At 63.9% G+C, this 19,219-nt stretch carries 17 protein-coding genes; 7 read left to right on the forward strand and 10 right to left on the reverse strand.

The annotated features are described in order from the left end of the window. Nucleotides 1-116: 116 nt before the first annotated feature. On the forward strand, nucleotides 117-614 hold the full coding sequence (locus tag AC5RVN_RS00065; protein WP_494136712.1) for an Hpt domain-containing protein: 498 nt from the start codon (nucleotides 117-119) through the stop codon (nucleotides 612-614). Nucleotides 615-637: 23 nt separating this feature from the next. On the opposite strand, the gene AC5RVN_RS00070 is transcribed toward AC5RVN_RS00065, so the two are convergent. Both AC5RVN_RS00070 and AC5RVN_RS00075 read right to left on the reverse strand, forming a co-directional pair. Beyond that, nucleotides 638-1,600, reverse strand: a complete 963-nt coding sequence (locus AC5RVN_RS00070; protein WP_494136713.1) for an ANTAR domain-containing protein — start codon at nucleotides 1,598-1,600, stop codon at nucleotides 638-640. Beyond that, nucleotides 1,573-2,322: an SDR family oxidoreductase gene (locus tag AC5RVN_RS00075; RefSeq protein WP_494136714.1), complete on the reverse strand. Its 750-nt coding sequence runs from the start codon at nucleotides 2,320-2,322 to the stop codon at nucleotides 1,573-1,575. The genes AC5RVN_RS00070 and AC5RVN_RS00075 overlap by 28 nt, the downstream gene beginning before the upstream one ends. Before the next feature lie 192 nt (nucleotides 2,323-2,514). On the opposite strand from AC5RVN_RS00075, the gene AC5RVN_RS00080 reads away from it, so the two are divergent. Both AC5RVN_RS00080 and AC5RVN_RS00085 read left to right on the forward strand, forming a co-directional pair. Beyond that, nucleotides 2,515-3,234: a GAF domain-containing protein gene (locus AC5RVN_RS00080; RefSeq protein ID WP_494136715.1), complete on the forward strand. Its 720-nt coding sequence runs from the start codon at nucleotides 2,515-2,517 to the stop codon at nucleotides 3,232-3,234. 265 nt (nucleotides 3,235-3,499) lie between these two features. Then, a complete protein-coding gene (locus AC5RVN_RS00085; protein WP_494136716.1) occupies nucleotides 3,500-4,237 on the forward strand; it encodes a hypothetical protein in 738 nt (245 codons plus the stop codon). On the opposite strand, the gene AC5RVN_RS00090 is transcribed toward AC5RVN_RS00085, so the two are convergent. The 4 genes from AC5RVN_RS00090 to AC5RVN_RS00105 are packed head-to-tail and all read right to left on the reverse strand — an operon-like array spanning nucleotide 4,238 to nucleotide 6,244. Next, the gene (locus AC5RVN_RS00090; protein ID WP_494041650.1) at nucleotides 4,238-4,405 is read right to left on the reverse strand and encodes a hypothetical protein; all 168 of its coding nucleotides are present in this window, start codon (nucleotides 4,403-4,405) and stop codon (nucleotides 4,238-4,240) included. Between the two features lie 12 nt (nucleotides 4,406-4,417). Next, nucleotides 4,418-5,164, reverse strand: coding sequence for a GAF and ANTAR domain-containing protein (locus AC5RVN_RS00095; RefSeq protein ID WP_494136717.1), 747 nt, complete (start codon nucleotides 5,162-5,164; stop codon nucleotides 4,418-4,420). A gap of 48 nt (nucleotides 5,165-5,212) precedes the next feature. Continuing rightward, complete coding sequence (locus AC5RVN_RS00100; protein ID WP_494041652.1) at nucleotides 5,213-5,509, reverse strand: hypothetical protein; 297 nt, start codon at nucleotides 5,507-5,509, stop codon at nucleotides 5,213-5,215. A gap of 3 nt (nucleotides 5,510-5,512) precedes the next feature. Then, nucleotides 5,513-6,244 (reverse strand): GAF domain-containing protein, encoded by a 732-nt coding sequence (locus AC5RVN_RS00105; RefSeq protein ID WP_494136718.1) that lies wholly within the window; start codon nucleotides 6,242-6,244, stop codon nucleotides 5,513-5,515. Nucleotides 6,245-6,623: 379 nt separating this feature from the next. On the opposite strand from AC5RVN_RS00105, the gene AC5RVN_RS00110 reads away from it, so the two are divergent. Then, a complete protein-coding gene (locus AC5RVN_RS00110) occupies nucleotides 6,624-7,883 on the forward strand; it encodes a glycoside hydrolase family 26 protein (RefSeq protein ID WP_494136719.1) in 1,260 nt (419 codons plus the stop codon). Here the strand turns inward: AC5RVN_RS00110 and AC5RVN_RS00115 are convergent. Both AC5RVN_RS00115 and AC5RVN_RS00120 read right to left on the reverse strand, forming a co-directional pair. Next, entirely contained in the window at nucleotides 7,880-8,293 is a 414-nt protein-coding gene (locus AC5RVN_RS00115; protein WP_494136720.1) for an Hpt domain-containing protein, read from the reverse strand. The two genes, AC5RVN_RS00110 and AC5RVN_RS00115, sit on opposite strands and share 4 nt — an antisense overlap. A 30-nt stretch (nucleotides 8,294-8,323) precedes the next feature. Then, complete coding sequence (locus AC5RVN_RS00120) at nucleotides 8,324-9,127, reverse strand: GAF and ANTAR domain-containing protein (protein ID WP_494041656.1); 804 nt, start codon at nucleotides 9,125-9,127, stop codon at nucleotides 8,324-8,326. A gap of 449 nt (nucleotides 9,128-9,576) precedes the next feature. Here AC5RVN_RS00120 and lepB point away from each other — a divergent pair, with 449 nt between their 5' ends. After that, nucleotides 9,577-10,164, forward strand: a complete 588-nt coding sequence (gene lepB / locus AC5RVN_RS00125) for a signal peptidase I (protein ID WP_494136721.1) — start codon at nucleotides 9,577-9,579, stop codon at nucleotides 10,162-10,164. Nucleotides 10,165-10,293: 129 nt separating this feature from the next. Here the strand turns inward: lepB and AC5RVN_RS00130 are convergent, their stop codons facing one another. Continuing rightward, the gene (locus tag AC5RVN_RS00130; RefSeq protein WP_494136722.1) at nucleotides 10,294-15,519 is read right to left on the reverse strand and encodes a peroxidase family protein; all 5,226 of its coding nucleotides are present in this window, start codon (nucleotides 15,517-15,519) and stop codon (nucleotides 10,294-10,296) included. 105 nt (nucleotides 15,520-15,624) lie between these two features. Then, entirely contained in the window at nucleotides 15,625-16,035 is a 411-nt protein-coding gene (locus AC5RVN_RS00135) for a hypothetical protein (RefSeq protein ID WP_494136723.1), read from the reverse strand. Between the two features lie 298 nt (nucleotides 16,036-16,333). Here AC5RVN_RS00135 and AC5RVN_RS00140 point away from each other — a divergent pair, with 298 nt between their 5' ends. Together AC5RVN_RS00140 and AC5RVN_RS00145 are read left to right on the forward strand one after the other, a co-directional pair. Continuing rightward, entirely contained in the window at nucleotides 16,334-17,785 is a 1,452-nt protein-coding gene (locus tag AC5RVN_RS00140) for a BTAD domain-containing putative transcriptional regulator (protein ID WP_494136724.1), read from the forward strand. Between the two features lie 15 nt (nucleotides 17,786-17,800). Continuing rightward, on the forward strand, nucleotides 17,801-19,216 hold the full coding sequence (locus AC5RVN_RS00145; RefSeq protein ID WP_494136725.1) for a sensor histidine kinase: 1,416 nt from the start codon (nucleotides 17,801-17,803) through the stop codon (nucleotides 19,214-19,216). The last annotated feature ends 3 nt before the right edge of the window (nucleotides 19,217-19,219 follow it).

Below are 19,219 nucleotides of genomic sequence, written 5' to 3' on the forward strand. Positions count from 1 at the left end.
TACCAGCTTATCAGCGCCTGAAACTTCTTCAGGACCAAAAGCGACCTTGGACCCGTTAGAAAACGTCAAGGTGCGGCCGCAGGGTTCTCCCAGCGTCCACTCCGTACCGTCCAACCATGATCACTTCCACCAACTCAGCCCGCGCTGCGAGTGGGTCCAAACCTGGCGTTACCTCACCCTGGATAACCGCCGGAGGGTCGCACCGTCCGCTCCTTGACCATGAAGTCTTGGACAGGCTGCGCGAGGACCTCCGTGAGTACGACGTGTGGCGTGTATTTGTGCAGAACTTCATAGCCGCCCTGCCTGTGCGGATTGAAAAGTTGCGCGCGGCTTTGACCACCGGGGACGCCGCTGGTGCCAGGGACGCCGTCCTTAGCCTTAAGACCGCCAGCCAGATGGTGGGCGCCGAGCGCCTCGCTGCCCTAGCCATGGACCTGGAGGCGGCCCAGCGTGAAGCTGCCCGGAGCGCTGATCCGAGCGGTGCCCTGCCCGGGCTCGCGGTGAGCCACCTAACCCGGATCAGGCAACGTGCCGAACAAACGTCCGACGCCCTCCAGGCGCACCTGGCTACAGCCAGGCCGCCCCGGATGATTACCAGCCAGGTTCAGGCCTGATGCAACACTCCAGTCCGGGTGACTCAGACCACGAACCGGGTCCCGGGCGCGCCGCTGGGCAGGTTCTTCAAAATCCCTTCCGCCACCTCCCGTACCCGCATGCCCCGGCGGGTTGAGGCCTCGGCAAGCATTCGAAAAGCCTCCGGATAGGAACAGCGGTTCTTGCCCATGATCACACCGCACGCCACGTCGATGGAGGTGCGGCTTTCCAGGACGGCCTTCAGATTGTCCCCGGCCGCACGGACGCTGCGGACCTCCAGGGCCAGGCGCAGGCCCTTCCCCGCCATGCCGGAGAACCAGGCGGCATGGCTGACCGCCTCGGAAGCAAACTGGACCTCCCGGGGCGCGAAAAAAGCCAGTACGCAGGACATTCCGGCGTCCAGCCGGACCGGTACAACGAGGACCTCACCGTAGCCGGCGTCGAGGAACCGCCGCCGGTAAGCTTCCCACCGCAGTGAGGGGCCGCCGTCGGCCTCCACTATCACGGGACTGCCTGCCTCCACAGCTGCGGCCAGCGGTCCGTCGTCGAGATCCTTTTCCAACGCGGCAAGGGCAGCCGCCCGGCCGTTGTTGGCCGCCAGGGCTGGAAGGGCTTGCGGCGAGGTGAGCGTTGCGGCGCAGTCGATCTGGACCCCGGCAGTACCGCTGAGGGCCAGCGCGGCAGCCTCAGCCAGCCTGCGCAGGGAATCGACGTCGGACCCTGAGTCCGTTACCAGGTCCAGCAGGAGCCCGGACGGTTCCCGCCATGGCTCGGGCCGGAGGAGCCCTCCGCTGCCAGCCTTCCGCCGTCGGCCTTCAGCACCCTGTTCCTGATCCCCGCCACCTGTAGTGTCACCGTCATGCCCTCGTTCGATCCGCCCGCGCAGCGTTATCCGCGGACTTCTCTCCGAATCTAGGGCGGCACCTAATGGATGGGCACGAGTAGCCGGTACTCGAATTCCTAAGCTCCTCCGGGGGACTACTTGTTTTGCTGCGTTTCCAGCCATTCCTGGAACGTTTGGCGTCCGACGGCGGCACCCGCTTTGGGAATCAGCTTCCCCTTGCGCATGGCCTTGCCCATGGAGCCGGGGGCATTCACCTGCACCACCCGCTTCCGCTTGCCCGTCTTCTGCAGGTAGGCGCGGACCAGGTCCGCGAGCCTTTCGGCCCGGGGACCGCCAAGATCCGGCAGGCGCCCCTTCGGCCCTGCCTCAGCGGCGTTAACCAAAGCCCCGGCCACTTCCCGGGCCGCCACCGGCTGGGTGAACATCTTCGGGACCAGAACCAGCGGACCGGCCGAGGCAACTCTTACCGTCATGGGCACGAACTCATGGAACTGGGTGGACCGCAGGAGGGACCAGGGGATGCCGCCGTGCCGAACTTCGTCCTCCTGCACCAGCTTTCCCGCGTACAGCCCCGAGGTTGCTTTGTCGATGCCCACGATGGAGAGCGCCACGTGGTGCCGCACGCCGGCCGTCTTCTCCGCCGCCAGCAGGTTCTGCGTGGCGTTGGTGAAGAAGTCCACCGCCTTTTTGGTGGACATCGTCTCGATACCGGAAACGTCGATGACCGCCTCAACGCCCTGGAGCGCCTGGTTCAGGCCCCGGCCATTCACCAGGTCCACGCCCTCCGAACGGCTCAGGCTGACCACATCGTGGCCGCGCTCTTTCGCTACCTCGACGACGTGGCGCCCGACGGTACCGGTTCCCCCTGCAACGGCAATCCTCATAAGCAAATCTTAGAAGCAGCTAGGACAAAGCGGTTCCCGACGCCCGTGACAGTTTTCGAAACGTGATGCCGGTGCCTTTCCCGCGTGCGGGGTAGCCCCGAGACGAATTGCTAAGTAGGCTTAGTAATATGTTTTGCTGCAACTTCGAAAGCCTCGGTTTCAGGACGCGCGCGCTGGTTGGAGGTGAACGGCGTGGATAAAGAGGAGGAGCGGCGTCGTGAACTCGCTGCCGCTATCGGTGTAGACCCCCGGAAGCTCCTGCCAGCCACAGCAGGGCGGTCCCGGTGGTCGAAGTTCGAGTTGGAGGCTTACCTTCATGGTGCGACTGCCTGGCGCACGCGCGAAGCCGGCCACGGGACAGACAAGGCGGGAAGCCCGGGAAAAGCGCGGGAGCACGCGTTCTCGGCGCTGGGAGCCGCGGGCCGTTCCCTGCTTACTCCCGAGCGGGCCGAGGCGGAACGCCTGAGGTCCTTGAACGAGACGGACCTGCTCCACAGCGGTACTGAGGAAACCTTCGACCGGATTGTGGCTGCCACCAGGAAGTTTTTTCAAGTGGGTGCTGCGTCAATGTCCCTGATCGCCGAAGACGCCCAGTACTTCAAATCCGTCTTCGGGCCGCTCCGCGATGAGACTCCACGGCAGATCGCGCTTTGTACAGCCACAGTGGAACGCAACTCGATGCTGATCATCAATGACACCTTTACCGATGAGCGGTTCGCGTCCAATCCACTCGTGGTGGGGGAGCCGCACATTCGCTTTTACGCGGGCTACCCCTTGCATGGGCCGCGCGGCTGGAACATAGGCACTTTGTGCATCATCGACCAACAGCCCAGGGCCTTCCCGCCATCCGAGCAGCAGGTACTCCGGACGCTCGCTGCGATCGTCCAGGGCCACGTGGACGCGCGCACCTAGTCGCCTTTGACGCTGGCCCGCCTCCTAGGGATTTTCTTGGTGGTGGCCTGGCGTGGATCCATAGGATTTCCGCAAGGCTGAGCCGTCAAGGTGTAGGTATCTGGCCGGGGAGCGAAGCCCCCATCGTTCATTCCGGTCAGTGCCGGGCCTGGCGTCGCACCCCAGAAGCGATTCCAGGCCCGGCTGCCAGGTCTCCCGCTCCAAGACGTGAATAGCCCACCCGCGCCGCGCGTCGTTGTAGCGCGTCACGGATTGGATCGCGGAAATGCCCATCACCAGCAACGTCGCTTGGGACGGACGACTCGAGGCCTTCAAGGGCAGGGACTCAGCCCGATACGTCGAGTTTGTGAAGGCCTCGGCCAGCCGGTGCGCCGCTTGCCGGCTACCTCTTGGCCCGGGCGCAGCCCTGTCCCTGATGGTGTTTGTCACCGAGAGCTTGGATTCCAAAGGCAATTCGTCGTTGGACTTCGACCCTGTGGTCTGTCATCGGCAATGCCAGGAACCTGGACTGAGCGTGCGTGAAGCACTTGAAGTGGTGGAAGGCGTTATCTCAATAGGTGCCCGGCTGGTCCTTGGCGGGGGCAGCTCGGGGACGGCTGCGGTTCCTGTGCTGGCCTACACCCTGGTGCCGAACGTTGTCATTGGGGAACCGGGCGGGGAAATGACCTCCGCGCTGGTCTCGGTCCTGCTGAACCACGGATTTAGGTTGTCTGCCACTGCCAGTTATGGGGACATCCTGCAGCGGGCTGTCCCTACCCGCGACACCTGCAGCTGCACCTTGGCCAGGAGAGGCGAAGTCCAGTTGCATGTCGACGGGCTCCTGATGTGCTCGCAACAGCTGGACAGATGGAACCGTCACGACGCCGTCTGGCTGCGAGCCGCACGGGAAGGGCGTGTCCTGGTAATCAGCGGCGATAACCTGACCCTTGCCCAAACTGGCCTGGAGCTGACAACAGCTGCCCGTCTCGGGACGCTGGTCACCGGTTTCGTTTCGGCGTCCTGATCAGCGGGGGATCCGGCGTCCCCTGAACCTGTTCAGGAGCAGAAGGAGGATGGCCACCACCAGCAGTACCGGAGCCACGCCGAGAAAAAAGCCTAGTGTTTCCACAGCCAGCCCCACAACGAGAAGGACAATGGCGACGGCGACAATTGCCACGACTAACGCTTTCATCAGTTACACCTTTCAGTCATCAAAGTGGGTGACGGTTTCCTTGGCGCCGGACAGCCGCCGGATGATTTGCTCGGCGACCGTATGGAGCTTCATGTTGCGGTGGTTGGAGGCCCGGAGGAGGAACTGGTACGCCTCCTCCTGGGTGCAGCGGTTCTGGGTCATGATCATGCCGCAGGCGAGGTCTATGTCCGTCCTGCTTTTCATTGCGGCTTTCAGGTCCTCAGCAAGCAGCTCTGCAGTGATAATGCGCAGGGCCAGCCGCAGCGCCCGCCCGGCGGTGTGCGTGAACACGGTCGCGTCCTGGATGGCTTCCTCGGTGAACAGTCCGGCCGCGGGGGCGAAGAAATTCAGGGACGCGGACGCGCTTTTTCCTAAGTCGACGGGTACCCCCAGGACGCTTCTATAACCTGCAGCTTCCAATCCCCGGGAATACAGGGGCCACCGCTGGTCGTTCCGGGTGTCCGTCAGCAACACAGTTGTGGACGTATGCACTGCTTCCAGGCATGGGCCGAACCCGAGGTCCTGTTCAATGCGGTCCAGGGCTACGGCGGTCTCACTGCTGCCGGAGACAGTAGCTGTCCGTTTGTGCCGGTGCAGGGTGACGGCGCAGGCGACGGCTGCACGCGTGGTTCTGCTGAGGGTTGAAGCAGCGTGCTGGACGACGCCGTCGAGGAAGCCCTTGATGTCCTCGCTTTCCACAATGAGCTCGTGGAGTTGCTGAAAGTCCTCATACTGCCTGTCTGTTTCCACAACTCCCATGCTAAAAGCACGGTTTGCGGAACAACAGGGACGCCGGCGTGCCTGCCACTAGTGTGCGCCCCGTTCGCCCTCGTCTGCCTTGGGTTGGATAGTCTGGCTGTAGCTGGCACGCAGCCCGTCGACGCCGAGGGTGTTAAGGGTTTCGTTCAACGCGTGTGCCAGGATGTCGCGCTCAATCGCCGGAAGGCTTAAGGCGCCGTAAACGTACGCCTGGACCTCAATCAGGCCTGCCTTTCCTCCAATTCCAAAGTATTTGATCCAGATCTGCTCAAGAGTCAGTGGTGCAGCCTCAAATGCTAACCGGAAACCTTGGCGCTGTTCGTCCTCGTCCCCAGGGACGGCCATAGTTCACCCCCGGTCAAGATCGAGTCCCGGCGTGGACTCGATGATTTTTTCTGCCACTTCCTGCAGCGGACGGTTCTCGTTGAGGGCTCTGGTCATCAGGTGGAGCATCGCGTGGTGGTTGTCAACGCCGCGGCTGGCCATGACGATGCCCTTGGCGGTGTTGATGATGTCGCGCTGCGTCAGGGTCGACTTGAGTTGCTCGCTCAGCATCTTGCCCCGTTCCCTGGCCTGAACGTTGGCGAGGAAGATCGAGGCCTGGGCTGCGAACAATTCCAGCAGCCGGATTAGTTTGTGCGACGCCGCCTTCGGGTTTGCCCAGTAAATCTTGATGGCCCCGAAAGCCAGGTCCCCGGAAAGGAGTGGAACACTGATGCACGACCGCAACCCCAGTTCGTCCGCTGCCAGGCCCCATTCCGGCCACCGGAGATCGGTGCGCACGTCCGCAATATCGACAGGGTGCCCGGACGCCCAGGCACTAAGGCAGGGACCCTGCTCAAGCTCGTATTGGAGGGTGTCCGCCTGTTCCACCAGCTGGTTCGTGGAAGCTGCGCTGCTGCGGCGGCCGCTGGAGTCGATCAGGGAAACACCGGCGCCGGCGGCGTCGCCGACTGCCAGAACGGCTGCCTCGGTGATGAGCTTCAGGGCATTGTCGACCGTTTCCTCGGTAAGGAGCACGTTGGAAAACCGCGCATAGACGGCGGCCAGTTCGTCAGCCAGCGGCAATTCAGTGTCCATGACCGCTCCATTCCCAGCGCTTTGGCCCTTGATGAACCAACTGCTCTCCTCCCCACATCACAGCACACATAGCCTCCACAATCCACTCATCGCCGGGCCCAGATGGTACGAGATGCCGTGGCCGGGGTTGGTGGACTCCGGCCGTGCCGTAGGAGCGTTCGACGGCGTCCATCACCATGGCGGCGAGGCTCCGGCTGCTGGCCATCCAGCCGGCCGGCCGCAGTTTCGCGGCCGACAGCCCTGGCGCCGTGACGAGCGTCGAAGTACACCAGAATTCTGTGGGGCGGCTTGTAATACAGCCTGCGCTTTGGCCTGGACTACGGCCCCACCTTTTACAATGGTGGTCAGGTTGCAGGTCATGCTGGGGGGTAGTGCGCGAATGCCGGATGAGATCAGCAAAGATGAGGGCCCGAAGGGCAATTCGGGGACACGCCGCGTCGTCGTTCTCGTAGGGCTTGCCGCGGCGATCGCAGCAGGAATCGGTGGGGCAGGACTATATGGCGGCCTTGCCGGCGGTCAGGACAGGCAGAGCCAGGTCGCGGAACCAGAGCCCACGGCGCCGGTCTGTCAGGTCCAGGACCGGGCGTCGCTGGTGCCCGTAAGCGGTGCCCTGTTCGGCGTCAACCTCGACTGGCAAACCAAGTCCCTCGAACGTTACGCATTCGACTTGGGACACAAGCCCGCGGTCAGCGTCTACTTCACCCCGTTCCCCTACAGTGCGGATGAAAAAACGGACCTGGAGCGCGCCGTCGTGCAGATCCGCGCCAACGGCCAAATGCTGCTGCTGACCTTGGAACCGTCCAACGGACTGGCCGGGGTCACCCCTGAATCCGCTGAGGCGCTCGCGAAGGACCTCGCCGAGTTCAACAACGACGGCGTCCCTGTCCTTTTGCGGTTTGGCCACGAGATGAACGGCTCCTGGTACCCATGGGCCCAGCAGCCGGCGCAATACATCGAAGCGTTCCGGACGATTGCTGCCGCGGTCCACACCCATGCCCCTGGTTCAGCAATGATGTGGGCACCGAGCTACGGCGGGGGCTACCCGTTCGCCGGCGGCCAATACGAAGCCAAAGCCGGGTCGCCCGAGTACGCGGCCTTGGATACGGATACGGACGGTTCCCTGACCACGAACGACGACTCCTATGCTCCTTACTATCCGGGCGATGACGCCGTTGACTGGGTGGGCATGTCCCTCTATCACTGGGGTGGCGAGTTCCCGTGGGGCGAAAACGAGTTGCCGGAGCCGAACAAGTTCGCAAATCAGCTCACCGGCAATTACTCCGGAGCCAACGGTGATGACAGCGCGTTGCCGGACTTCTACCAGGTATACGGGGAGGCGCACGGCAAGCCGGTGGCCATCACGGAAACTGCCGCGCTTTTCAATCCGGCAGGCGGCGGGGAGGCGGAGTTGGCCATCAAGCAGTCCTGGTGGGGCCAACTCTTCGATCCGGCCACAGCGGCACGGTTCCCACAGTTGAAAATGATCAACTGGTTCGAGTGGGACAGGGACGAGGAAGAGATCAAGGGCCGGGTGGACTGGACGGTGACTAATACTCCTGCGGTACGCGACGCGTTTGTTGCGGCGCTGCCTGACTGGCTACGTTACGGCCCGGCGGAGTCCTGCCGCCCCCGCAGCTAAACCCTATCGGGGGACCGCAGCAGGTGCCTTTTCAAAAAATAGCTCGTCTGCTGGGCGCATTGCCTGATCCCGATCAAATGGAGTGCTGCCATCCGGGGCAGGAGGACCCCCGGGTCGCCGTTCGTGGGCGCCGACCGCAGCGCGCCTTCCAGGTCAAGGGCGAGGCCCGCCAGACGTTCCGCGCCCACCATTTGGCTCGAGGTTTTCAGGCTGAGCACTGCGTCTTTGGCGGTGATGGCATCACCGGTAGTCAATGCCAGCCGGAGCCTTTCCGTCCTGGCCGGCAGATGCGCAACGAAATCCTGGACGAAGACCTTCCAAACGCTTTCGTCGTAGTCCAGTTCAGAACGCAACCTGTCCAGCACAGAGCAGTCGAGCAGGGGCAGGGTGTGGCCGTCGTACTGGGTCACGGCTGTCCTCTTCGCCAACGGGTCCACCGCCTAGGACTTGAAGTGGGTGGTAGGTGTTCCGCCGGGCAGGTCGCTGAGGATGGTTTCGGCCACCACCCGGGCTTTGACGTTTCTGTGGCTTGAGGCCTTGGCGAGGATGTTGAAGGCTTCCTGGTAAGAGCACCGGTTTTGGCCCATGATGACACCACACGCAACGTCGATGGAGGTTCTGCCCTGCATTGCGCTGCGTAGGTGGTCCGCCGTTGCCTGGGCAGCCCTCAGGTCCCTGGCCATCATGTAACTGCTGGCCGCCACCTCACTGAAGGCCGTGAGTCGCGAGACGACCGGGGGAGTGAAAACGTCATCCCTGTCCGCCAGGAGGGTCAATGCTCCGAAATTGCCTGGCTCGAGGGGTAGTGGAACCGCTACCAGGGAGCGGTGGCCGGCCTCCGCCAGGAGCTGCCAGTAGGCGGGCCAGCGGGGCGTCTTGGAGTAGCTGTTGAGGATAAGGGCCAATTGCCCGGTGAGTGCCTGGGCGACCGGACCGTCACCGTTTTCCTGGTCGGCACGGGCGAGGCCGACAGCGCGGTCCGCGGTGCCGGACGTCAAAAAGGCTTGCCGGGGTTGCGGCAGGGACACCACGCAGTCCAGCTGGCAGCCGGCGTCCGACAGCACCGCTGCGCCGGCAAGGACAAGCAGGTCCAGTGATTCCCGGTCATTTTCCGCCCGGAAATCCAGCAGTGGTGCGGACGTCGTAGGGACCGATGACTCTTTGCGGAACCACGCTGTCCCGCCGCCTCCGTCATCGGCCCCGGTCTGATGGTGCAGCTTCCGCACCCCAAGATTGATCCCCATGATCTGTCCCCCCTGAACAGTTGAATCGTTGAAGAAGTCTTCTGCGACGTCTTCTGGACGTTACGGGGCGGGGGTGGGGAGCACACGAGTAGTGAGTACTCGCTTTTAATTTTCGACTACTTGATTCCGGCCGTTCTGCCGGGTTGCGGCGACGGGGGAATCAATGGAAGTTGCTTTGCTTGACGGTGCCGGCTTCTCGACACCGCCAAGCGCTAAGACCTCTGCTGTTCCCCCAAAAGACCTTGGCTACTGGACCCAGATCCCAGTTAGTGCTTTGCGCTTCGGGCCTTACACGGACAACTGTGCACCGCCTGGCTCAAGGGCCCCCGCAGATGGGGTCAAGGATGAATCAAGGTTGGCTCAAGTTTTACTGTCGGGGCGCATCCCGGCTGCCTGGAAACCATCCGGCCTCCTAGGGATTCCCTAGCACGGCTGGGGAGACTGCAGGTATGGCACCAACAGCACCGCTGAAGCGCACCGGGTCGATATCGAAGGGACACGGCAAGCGCCGGCCCGCGGCCCACCCACTGCCGGCCATGCCAAGGAAAGCTTCGGCTCAAGGCCGCTGGCGCCGCCCTCTGGCGACGGTGCTGATTCCCGCCCTGGCAGTCCTTGCCGTACGCGCGTGGGTGCTGGAACCATTCACCGTGTCCTCGGACAGCATGGAACCTACTATTGATTCGGGCTCTGTGGTGCTCCTGTATAAGCCGGCTGCCGCCTCCGGGTTGATCCAGAACGGCGTAGTGGTCGCTTTCACCAACCCCATGGACGGCCATCCGGCCATCAAGCGGGTGGTGGCCAAGGAGGGGCAGACCGTTGCCATCCTCGACTCCGAGCTGTATGTGGACGACGTGGCCGTGCCTGAGCCGTTCATTGACCACAGCCGCATCGACGGGACGTACTTCGGGCCGGAGACTGTGCCCGCGGGAAGCGTTTTTGTGCTCGGTGACAACCGGGGCGTGTCCATTGATTCCAGGGACTTCGGGGCTGTGCCGTTGACGGCGATCCAAGGCACCCTGCTGGCGGGGCAAAAGTAGTTCGACTTAGCGCAATTCCAACCCCCGTGTCATAGGGGAGCATGCTGGGACCAACGTCAAAAGGTGGCCTACCCCCTGACTGGGGGTAGGCCACCTTTGGCTTTGGTGGTACGACTGTGGTTACGCCGGTTACTTGGCCCCGGTGAGTTCCTTGGCCGGTGCTTTCCTGGCGTTGGCCCGGGAGCGGTACAGCTTGTACGCCAGGAGGGCGCAGGCTGCCAGCAGGCCCCCCGTGGTGACTGCCAGGGTGGCAGTGCCTGGATCCGTCACCAGGTACTCGGCCAGCGCCGCCAGGGAAATGGCTGCGGCGGTACCGAGGGCGCCACCGAACGGTGCTACTCCGGGTACCTGTGCCGGCTGTTCCGTGCCGGGCCCTGCGCTGAACGGGTTCGGGAGGCCTTGATCAAAGATGCCGCGTTCCTTCTCTGTTGTACCGGGAACAACAACTTCGCTCAGGTCGGAGAACTTTGGAGCGCTGCTGCCGTCGGCCGGGGCAATCTGGAACCGGTAAGCGGCACCGTTCTCCAGGTCCCGGACCACGATGCGTGTGGCACCTGGCTCGGCAGTCAGGATTTCTCCCACCTGGGTGCCCTGGGAATCAACGGTCCTGAGCAGGAATCCTCCGCTGAAATCCGTCGTATCCACGGGTGCCTGGTTTACGGGTGCGGTGTCGGACGGTGTCTGGTTCACCGGCGCGACGGGTGCGGTGTCGACGGGTGCGGTGTCGACCGGTCCCTGGTCCACAGGTGCCGGGTCGACGGGGGTCTGGTCCACCGGGCCCTGGTCCACAGGTGCCGGGTCCACAGGTGCTGGATCGACCGGTGCGGTTCCGGGCGCGGGCCCGGTGCCCGGTGCCGGCGTGACAATCACAACCACCTCGCCATCGCCGGGGATGACGCCGATCCCGTCATTGATCCCACCCTCGGTGCCTTCGCCGGCTCCTTCGTCCACCTCGTCCTCGGTGCCTTCGCCAGCACCGTCGTCGGCTCCTTCATCCACCTCATCGGCGCCATCCTCCACCTCGTTCTCCCCATCGTCATCCACTCCGTCGGTTCCATCGCCGAAGAGCAGTTGTTCGATGTTGTGAAGGGTGTCCGTGCCGTGCTCACCGCTGTTGTGCTGCACAGTGGTGACCGAGCCGGGGGAGCCCAAGGTGCCGTCACCGCCGGTTGTGGTGATGGTGTAGTTGGCCGCGACGTCGGAGAAGAAGGCAGTGTCGGTTCCTTCCGCGGAGGTGAGGAGCTCCCGGACAACAATGATGTTGGCGGGGTCCACGGTCCCGGCGAACACGGCCTGCTGGAGCGTCGGGCCGGTCAGGGTACCGTCGGCACTGCGCTGGTACTGGGCGTTCATTCCGGTGGCGCTGCCGATTTCACTGGCCGCGTTGTTGGTATCAGTGCGGACGCTGAGCCGGACGCTGAGGTAACGGTCGCCGTCGAGAATGTCATCGGCGCCGCGGCCCTCAAGGAGGTCGCTGCCGCCGCCGCCCAGGAGGATGTTGCCTTCGCCCCAGACATGCGATCCGGTAAGCACAGGGCATTCCTTGGAGGCGGATGCGTTGATGACGTCGGCGAGGGGAGTGGGCAGGGAGGGAATCAGCTGGTTGAGTCCGTTGATGCGGTCCACGCCGGCCTGGTCCAGTGCGTCGCAGCCGATGAAGCCTGCGCCGCCCATCGTCTTGGGGATCCGGTCATCGCCCCGGAGTTTGTCGTCGAGGGGACCGCCGGAAAGGGCTTCCACCTCGTTGTACCTGTCCCGGACGCCTACCTGGAGGATGTCCAGCGGTTCGATGGGGAGGTCAAGATCGGCGTCCTGCGGCTGCGGATCGTAGAGCCCGGTTTCCCAGTCGTAGCCGGAGGCGCCGGCCACTTTTTCCACGCCGGGTCCGGCGATGCCGATGTCGTCCCCGCCTTCCATGTCGTAGTCGTCGTCGCCGCCCTGGCCGATCAGGACATCGTTGCCGGGCTTTTGCGAGTCGTCCAGGAAGAAGAGGTTGCTGGAGTCCCCGATCAGCAGGTCGGGTCCGTCGCCGCCTTCAGCCCAGTCGTTCCCGCCTCCGCCGAACACTGCGTCCAGGCCTTCCCCGGCGATCACAAAGTCGTCGTCTTCACCGGAGAAGGTCTCGTTTGAGTTCGCTCCGCCGTTGATGAAGTCCTTTCCGTCCCCGCCGAGCAGCAGGTCCAGGCCGGGGCCGCCGTCGATCGCGTCGTTGTCCGGCCCGCCCTTCAGGATGTCGTCGCCGGCGAGGTCGGTAATGATGTCGTTTCCGTCGCCGCCCAGAACGGTGTCAGCGCCGTCGCCTCCTTCGATGACGTCGTTGCCCTGGCCGCCCCACATGGTGTCATTGTCCACGCCGCCGTAAATGCGGTCAGTTTTGGCGGAGCCGTTGTAGACGGCCTGGCCGTTGATGCCGGCCGGATCCACGGAGTTGGAGGCCCGGTACTTGATGGTGCCGTCCGGCATCCTGATCAGCAGCGCCGATTCGTTGCACTCGGAGGCCGGGTCATCCGCGACGGCGTTGCCGGCGGCCTTGAAGCCCTCGGCCGTTCCGTTGAGGTTCTTCAGCTCAAACTTGCAGTCAGCCGTGGCGAACGCGTCCGCCTTCAGTGCCTGTGCGTTGGTGTTGCGCATCATCATCTCAGCGAAGGAGTTTCCTTCAAGCTGCGCCATCAGGTTCATGCCAGGGGTGCGTGCCAGGTAGTACAGCCGGTCACCGTTCTGCAGATCGGTCATCTGGCTCTCGAAGACGTAGTTGAAGGTGCTGCCGAGAAGGCCGCCGAACAGGTTGGTCCGTTCTGCCAGGCCGCCCATCCACAGGTCCACGTCGTCGAGTCCGGTGATTGATGAGTTTCCGTTGTTGGCCCAGGCGTCCGTGCTGTTCATGAAGGCAACTGCGTCCTCGGGGGCCACCTCGCCGGCCAGGGCGTCAGGGGTGACGATCAGCCGTGCTGCGGTGCGCTTGGCCTCCAGGGTGGTTGCGCTGACGATCGAGGGGTGCTTGCCGTAGGCGGCCACAAAATTGACCAGCGACTTCGGGTGCTTGATGTTTTCGCCGAAGTCGATCCAGTTGGTGTACGGCTTGAGCTGGCTGTCGTTGGTGGCGCCGTGAATCTCCCGGCGCAGCCCGTTCAGGGTAGGCAGCCCTTCTGACCGGGCGCGGGTCAGGTTGATCGCCGCGAGGTCCATGGGGAGCCCCAGCAGCTTGTTGCGGAGGGTATCAGTAACGAACTCGTCCAGTTCGCTGCCCACCTGGTCCGACATGCCCATGATGATGCTTCCGGCGGCTTCCTCGGAGGTGAGCGTGCCGGCGGGGCCGCCGTCAGTGTAGGCGGGCGGGTTCAGGAACCCCTCGAGCAGGGACAGGTCGTTCTGGGAGCCCCTGACGTCGTCGGAAGTGCCAAACATGTTGTCCGCTCCCGGGCTGTCCTCGTTGCGGCGGGAAATGGTCTCCGTGAGCATCGAGTGGCCAAAGCGGTACACCGCGTGTGCGAATTCTGCGCTGACGGCGGGATTGATGTCCGTCTGGGCAAAAGCGAAAGGCTCGAAGATGTTGATCGCCGGCTGGATCTTCCGGGCAAACTCTTCAAACACGAGGTGTTGGTATTCCATCTCCGTGATGAACCGCGCGGCTTGGAAAAGGCGCTCGCCGTTCCAGCCGTCTGCTCCTTCTGCCAGCTTCCACTCGGCCAGTGCGGCGACGCCCCGAGCCGAGGTGTCGTTGCCGAGGACCCGCTTGATGTCTGCCACCATGCGGCCGTGCTCGGAGTGGAAGACCTGGTGGATGGCGGTCAGCCCGATGTTCTCGTTGACCCTGCCGTCTCCGGCGATGAAGTGCACGTTCAGCATTTCGTCGTCGTAGGTGCCGGGGGCCTGGCTCATGAAATCGGCGGAAGCGGCGGCGTCGGCGTCCGGGGCGGGAGCAGTCCGGGGTGTGGCGGGGTTGTGGTCGATGTCCTGCGGTGACGGATCGGCGTTGTGGGCGATGTCTGTCAGGAAAGGAGTGTTGAAGTACAGCACGTCCTGGGGCACAAGGGTTCCCTGCCCCCCGTTTGCGGCGCGGTCTGCCTCCACCAGGCCGGACTTGGTGACGAACTGCGGAAGCCCGTTCTTGGGGCCGGGGATGAACTTTCCGTAGGCGTCCGCGGCCAGCATGGGAACGTTGAGGACGTCCTTGTCCAGCAGCTGTATGCCGAGCAGCTCCCGTGCCTGCTTCTTGGTGTCGGCCCAGGTGGCCATGCCCCCGGCGGTGGGCGTTCCTTCCGGACCACCCAGCATCGCGCCCGTTGACACAGGCCGGCCTGCGGGGTTGTTGGTGTACTCGCGCAGGAACACTTGGTGAGAGGAGTGGGAGGAGTAGGTCTGGCTCTGGTCCACCCACGGTGAATTGGTGTTCAGGGCATCCTGGACATCGTCCGCGGTGCCCAGCTTGCCATCCTCACCCGGCTGGTTCTGGCCGCGGGTCAGGACCATAAAGCGCATGCGCGGGTTAAGGTCGTCGGCGTTGCCGAACACATGGTCCGGGCCTGCGATCAGCGGGTCATCTGCCTTCAGCGGTACGTAGACCGTGCCGCCGCCCTTCACCGTCTGATCGATGCCGTGGTCAAAGAACTGCCCAAAGAGGGTGAACAGGGAGTTGTAGGGCGGTGAAAGTCCGACGTCGGTAGTCACGTTGGGGATGAACAGCGTGTTGTGCGAGGGCACGCAACCGTCCGGGGCGGCTGCCACGGGGGGAGTCGCCTCAGGGTCCGGGTCTGTGGTGCAGGGCACCACGCCCTCGTTGCCTTGGGTCCGGGCCGGGAAGCCCGCGGCGGCAACAGCTGCCGGGTTGGTGGACGTCTGGTCCGCAATCAGGTTGCTGATGGTGCGGGGGCGCGAATCGAAAACGTTGCCTGACTTCTGCGTGTAGCTCGTGGCTGCCGGGGGCCCGCCAAAGGAGCCGCTCTCGGCGGGCCCAAACGACTTGGACCCCAGCCGCGGGAACACTTGGTCCGATGCGCCATAGGTTTCCTGGCCCGGCTGAAGGTTGTTGCAGCTTCCGTCGACGGTGCGCAGGCCGTGGGACAGCAGGGGGCTGGCAAGCTGGTTGGGTCCGGTTCCCACCAGAGCCCCGCATGGCCCGGTCTCCGACGTGGTGTTGGCCACGTGGGCCTCCGCGATTTTGATCTGCTTCAGGATGAAGGACAAGTCCGCGGGCGTCACGGTGAATCCCGCGCCTACCGGAGCTTGCACTGCGTTTGCTGCCACAGGCGGCAGGCCCATGGACGCGGCCATGGCGACTGCCCCGGCAGCGGCCAGGAACCGCAGGCGTGGGCGGGTGCTGTTTTTTTGTGTTGGTTTACGCGATGAAGCCTTCATCCTGCAATCTGCTCCCCTGTGGGGCCAACTCCCCAGTAGAGTCGGCGAAACAAGGCCATGCTGCAGGGGTGTCCTAGGGAAAACCTTGGTGGGGTTGGTCAGGTGCTAACGCCTGCCACCTTTATCGTCGCCGGGGGCGTCGTCCGAACTGTTGTCGTCCCTGAGTCCACCTTTGTCGTCGCCCGGGTGGTCGTCTGAGACGCCGGGGCCCCTGAGGCCGCCTTTATCGTCACCGGCCTTGTGCGCGGCGCTGGCCGTCGGAACGGGTGTGTAGGTCTGCTGTTTTGCGGGGACGAGTTGCGTTCCAAGAGCTGCATGCGCAGGGGTGGCGGTGATGGTGGCCGTGGGGGTCGGTGGAGGAACCAGGGCCGCGGGGTGCTGCGTTTTACCTGTGCCGGCAGTCACCGCCACCCCGGGGGTAACTTCAGATGGCGGCCCGGCATTTGCCTGTCCCCAGACCCCCAGGCTTGCAGCACCCACTGCAGCTGCTACGGAGAAATACCAAAACTTCTTCATCGAAACGGCCTTCCTTGCTACTGCCCGGACACCGTGCCAGCACTGGTTCAGTGGGACGGGGTTTTGCTTGTGCTCCAAAATTAGGGGTACCGGGTTGGGGAAAGCTTTGGCGGCAAAGTGAATACTTACACCGCGCTACCTAGGCTTTTCCCAAAGTTCGGCCGAGGCGCCCGCGTTCCGGGTGTCACCAGCGCAAACGCTCCCACAAACACCGGCTCACCGGAGCTGCTGTTGCCTTCCGGGGACTTGCATTCTGTGTATTGAGTTCCAAAACCAAGTACTCCCTGGAAAAGCTCAAGTGACAAAGCGAGTACCGAGCACTGTGGTTGGTGAGTATGCCCCCGGTTTCAATGAGAACCACGCACCACCGGACTACTTTGGGGGAACCTTCGTGATTACTTTGGAACTGGCCGACAACACCGAGCAGGCAGGCCTTGTCAGCGATGTAACGCCGCAGGCACCGATCCTTCAGATTTCGGTTTTCGGTCCGTTGACGATTCGCCGCGGTGACGTGGAGCTGAGTGCCAACCACCTGGGTGGACCGAAACCCCGCCAGGTGCTGGAGATTCTCCTGATGAATTTTGGTTCGGCGGTCTCCAAGGCCCGGCTGATGGACCTGCTGTGGGGCGGCAACCACCCCGCCGTGGCGTTGCCGACTCTGGAAAGCTATGTCAGCGTGCTCCGGCGCCACCTGCAGCCCGGAAGCGGCCGGACGGGTCCCTTGAAAACAGTCACCGGCGGCTATGCCATTGACCGGTCCCTGGTGGAACTGGATCTGGACCGGTTCGAGACGCTGACCAAAATGGCCGGCCAGGCGGAGCCGCGCGTCGCGCTCTCAATGCTGACTGAGGCCCTTGACCTCGCGTCCGACCCGTTGCTCGGGGATGAGCTGCTGCCGGCCTGGGCGGAGGAGGAGCGGGCCGCCCACGCAGCGCAGGTGGGCCTTGCCCGTGTCATGGCCGCAGAAACCGCTCTCTCCGTGGGGGAAGCAGGAAAGGCGATCGCCTGGAGCGGTGCCGCCGTCAAGGAAGACCCCCTCAACGAGCGGGCATGGACAGCGCTGATTCTGGGTCTTGAGCAGAATGGCGAAACTACTGAGGCCCTGCGGGCCTACGACCGTTGCCGCAGGATCATCGATATGGAACTGGGCTGCGCCCCGGGCCCTGTGCTAAGGGAAGCGCAAACCAGGCTCCTGAGGAGCACCGGCGCACCGTCCGGGCAGGCGGCGTCCCCTCGCCCCAACCGTGGGGTCACGGAGAGCGGTTCGGCGATAACCAAGCAGGATGTTTTGGCCCGGCAGGAAACAGGGCGCCTGCGGATCATGATTGTTGATGACCACACCACATTTTCGGATTTATTGGCCGGTGCCCTGGACCGCGAGCCGGACCTGGAAAGTGTGGGAGCGGCGAAGTCCGTGGCATCAGCGGTGACCATGTTCCGGGACCTCGCGCCCGACGTCGTCATCATGGATCTGTACCTTCCCGACGGTTCCGGGCTCGGTGCTGCCGAGCGCATCCTTTCCGAGGCACCGGGTACCCGGATCGTGATGCTCACGGGCAACCCGTCACAGGATGCGCTGCGCGATGCCGCCCGCATGGGCATCTGCGGGTTCCTTCCGAAAGACGGCGCCCTGGGAGTAGTGCTGAACACCTTGCGGCATGCCCACGCCGGCAACATGATCGTGAATCCATCCCTGGTGGCCAGGTGGGGCAGCACCGCCCTTTCCGCCCCGGAGCCTTCGGGAAAGTAACCAGGCAGACCAGCCGTGCTCAATTTTCATGCGGCAGAGCCCGCTAATGGCGCCAACATTGGCCGTGATGCCGCTGAACGGCGCGAGGTCCGGGCTGCTGTTGCCCGGTTTCTCACTGCCGGCTTTGCGGCCCTCGTCCTGATTGCCGTCCCCGTTTCGTTCTGGGTTGGTGCCGAGGCGGAAAGGCACGCCTTGGCTAATGCCAGGGACATCACCCAGCGCCTGGCCGACAACGTGGTTGGGCCCTTGATAACAGACCAGCTCCTTGCCCGCGACCCCGCCGCGCTGGAGCTGCTGGACCAGAGGCTGGCTCCGTGGCTGGCGGAAAGCGGCGTCACCAGGATTAAGGTTTGGGACGAGCGCGGGCGCGTCGTCTACTCTGATGCCGAATCGCTCATTGGGCAGGATTTCGCACAGGAAGAGTGGGCGCGCGAGCTCCTCGAAGGCGGGCCGGCGACGGCAACCTTTGAATCCCAGACAGGGGAAGAAAACGAGTTTGAGGCAAACTCCGGCGAACTCGTGGAAGTCTATGCCCGCTCCATCTCGCAAAGCGGAGCTCCGATGATCTTCGAAACGTACACTTCAGGCGACGGGGTCCGCCGCGAGCAACAAGCAGTCCTGATGGGAATGGTCCCGCCGTTGGCGCTTTCATTGGCGGTCCTCCAGCTGACGCAACTTGTTCCCGCCGTCCGCCTGGCACGGCGGATGCAGGTCCACCAGGCCGCGCGCAACGCCATGCTGCGCTGTGCCATCGAGGCATCGGACCAGGAGCGCCGCCAGATAGCCGCTGAACTCCATGACGAGGTCATCCAGGACCTGTCCGGGCTGGCCTACGCCCTGGAATCCGAGGAGCGCCGCGGCCCGGAGGAGCTCCAGCCCGTATTTCTGAATGCCCGCACAATACTGCAGGACAATATCCGCACCCTGCGGGCCATGACCAGCGAACTCTATCCGCCCGACCTTGAGGAGTTGGGGCTCAAGGTTTCCCTCACGAGGCTGGAAGCACCCCTGGTGGAGCGCGGTATCAACCTCATCGTTGACATTCCCGACAAGCTCGTGGTCGACCGGGACCGGGCGGTTCTGCTTTATCGGGTGGCGCGTGAAGCCCTGGTCAATGTCAGCAAGCATTCCTCCGCCCAATCGGTGGGGATCCGGATCTGGCAGGCCGGCCAGCGAACGCAGCTCACCGTTTCCGATGATGGTGTGGGCTTCGACCCAACTGAACCGCGGGTGGAAGGCCACTTTGGCCTGCGGATCCTTGCGGACACCATCCGCCAGGCCGGGGGCACCTTCGAGGTCCGGTCAGCCCCGGGGGCCGGGACTTCGGTCACCGCAACGTTCGGCGGGGCAGCTCCCGCCCTCCGCTTCGCCAGCCGGCACTTTCCTGCGCCCTCTTCCAGCCAGGACTCGGCAGTTTCAAGGGTTCGCTAGGCC

Source organism: Arthrobacter sp. sptzw32 (assembly GCF_059089735.1).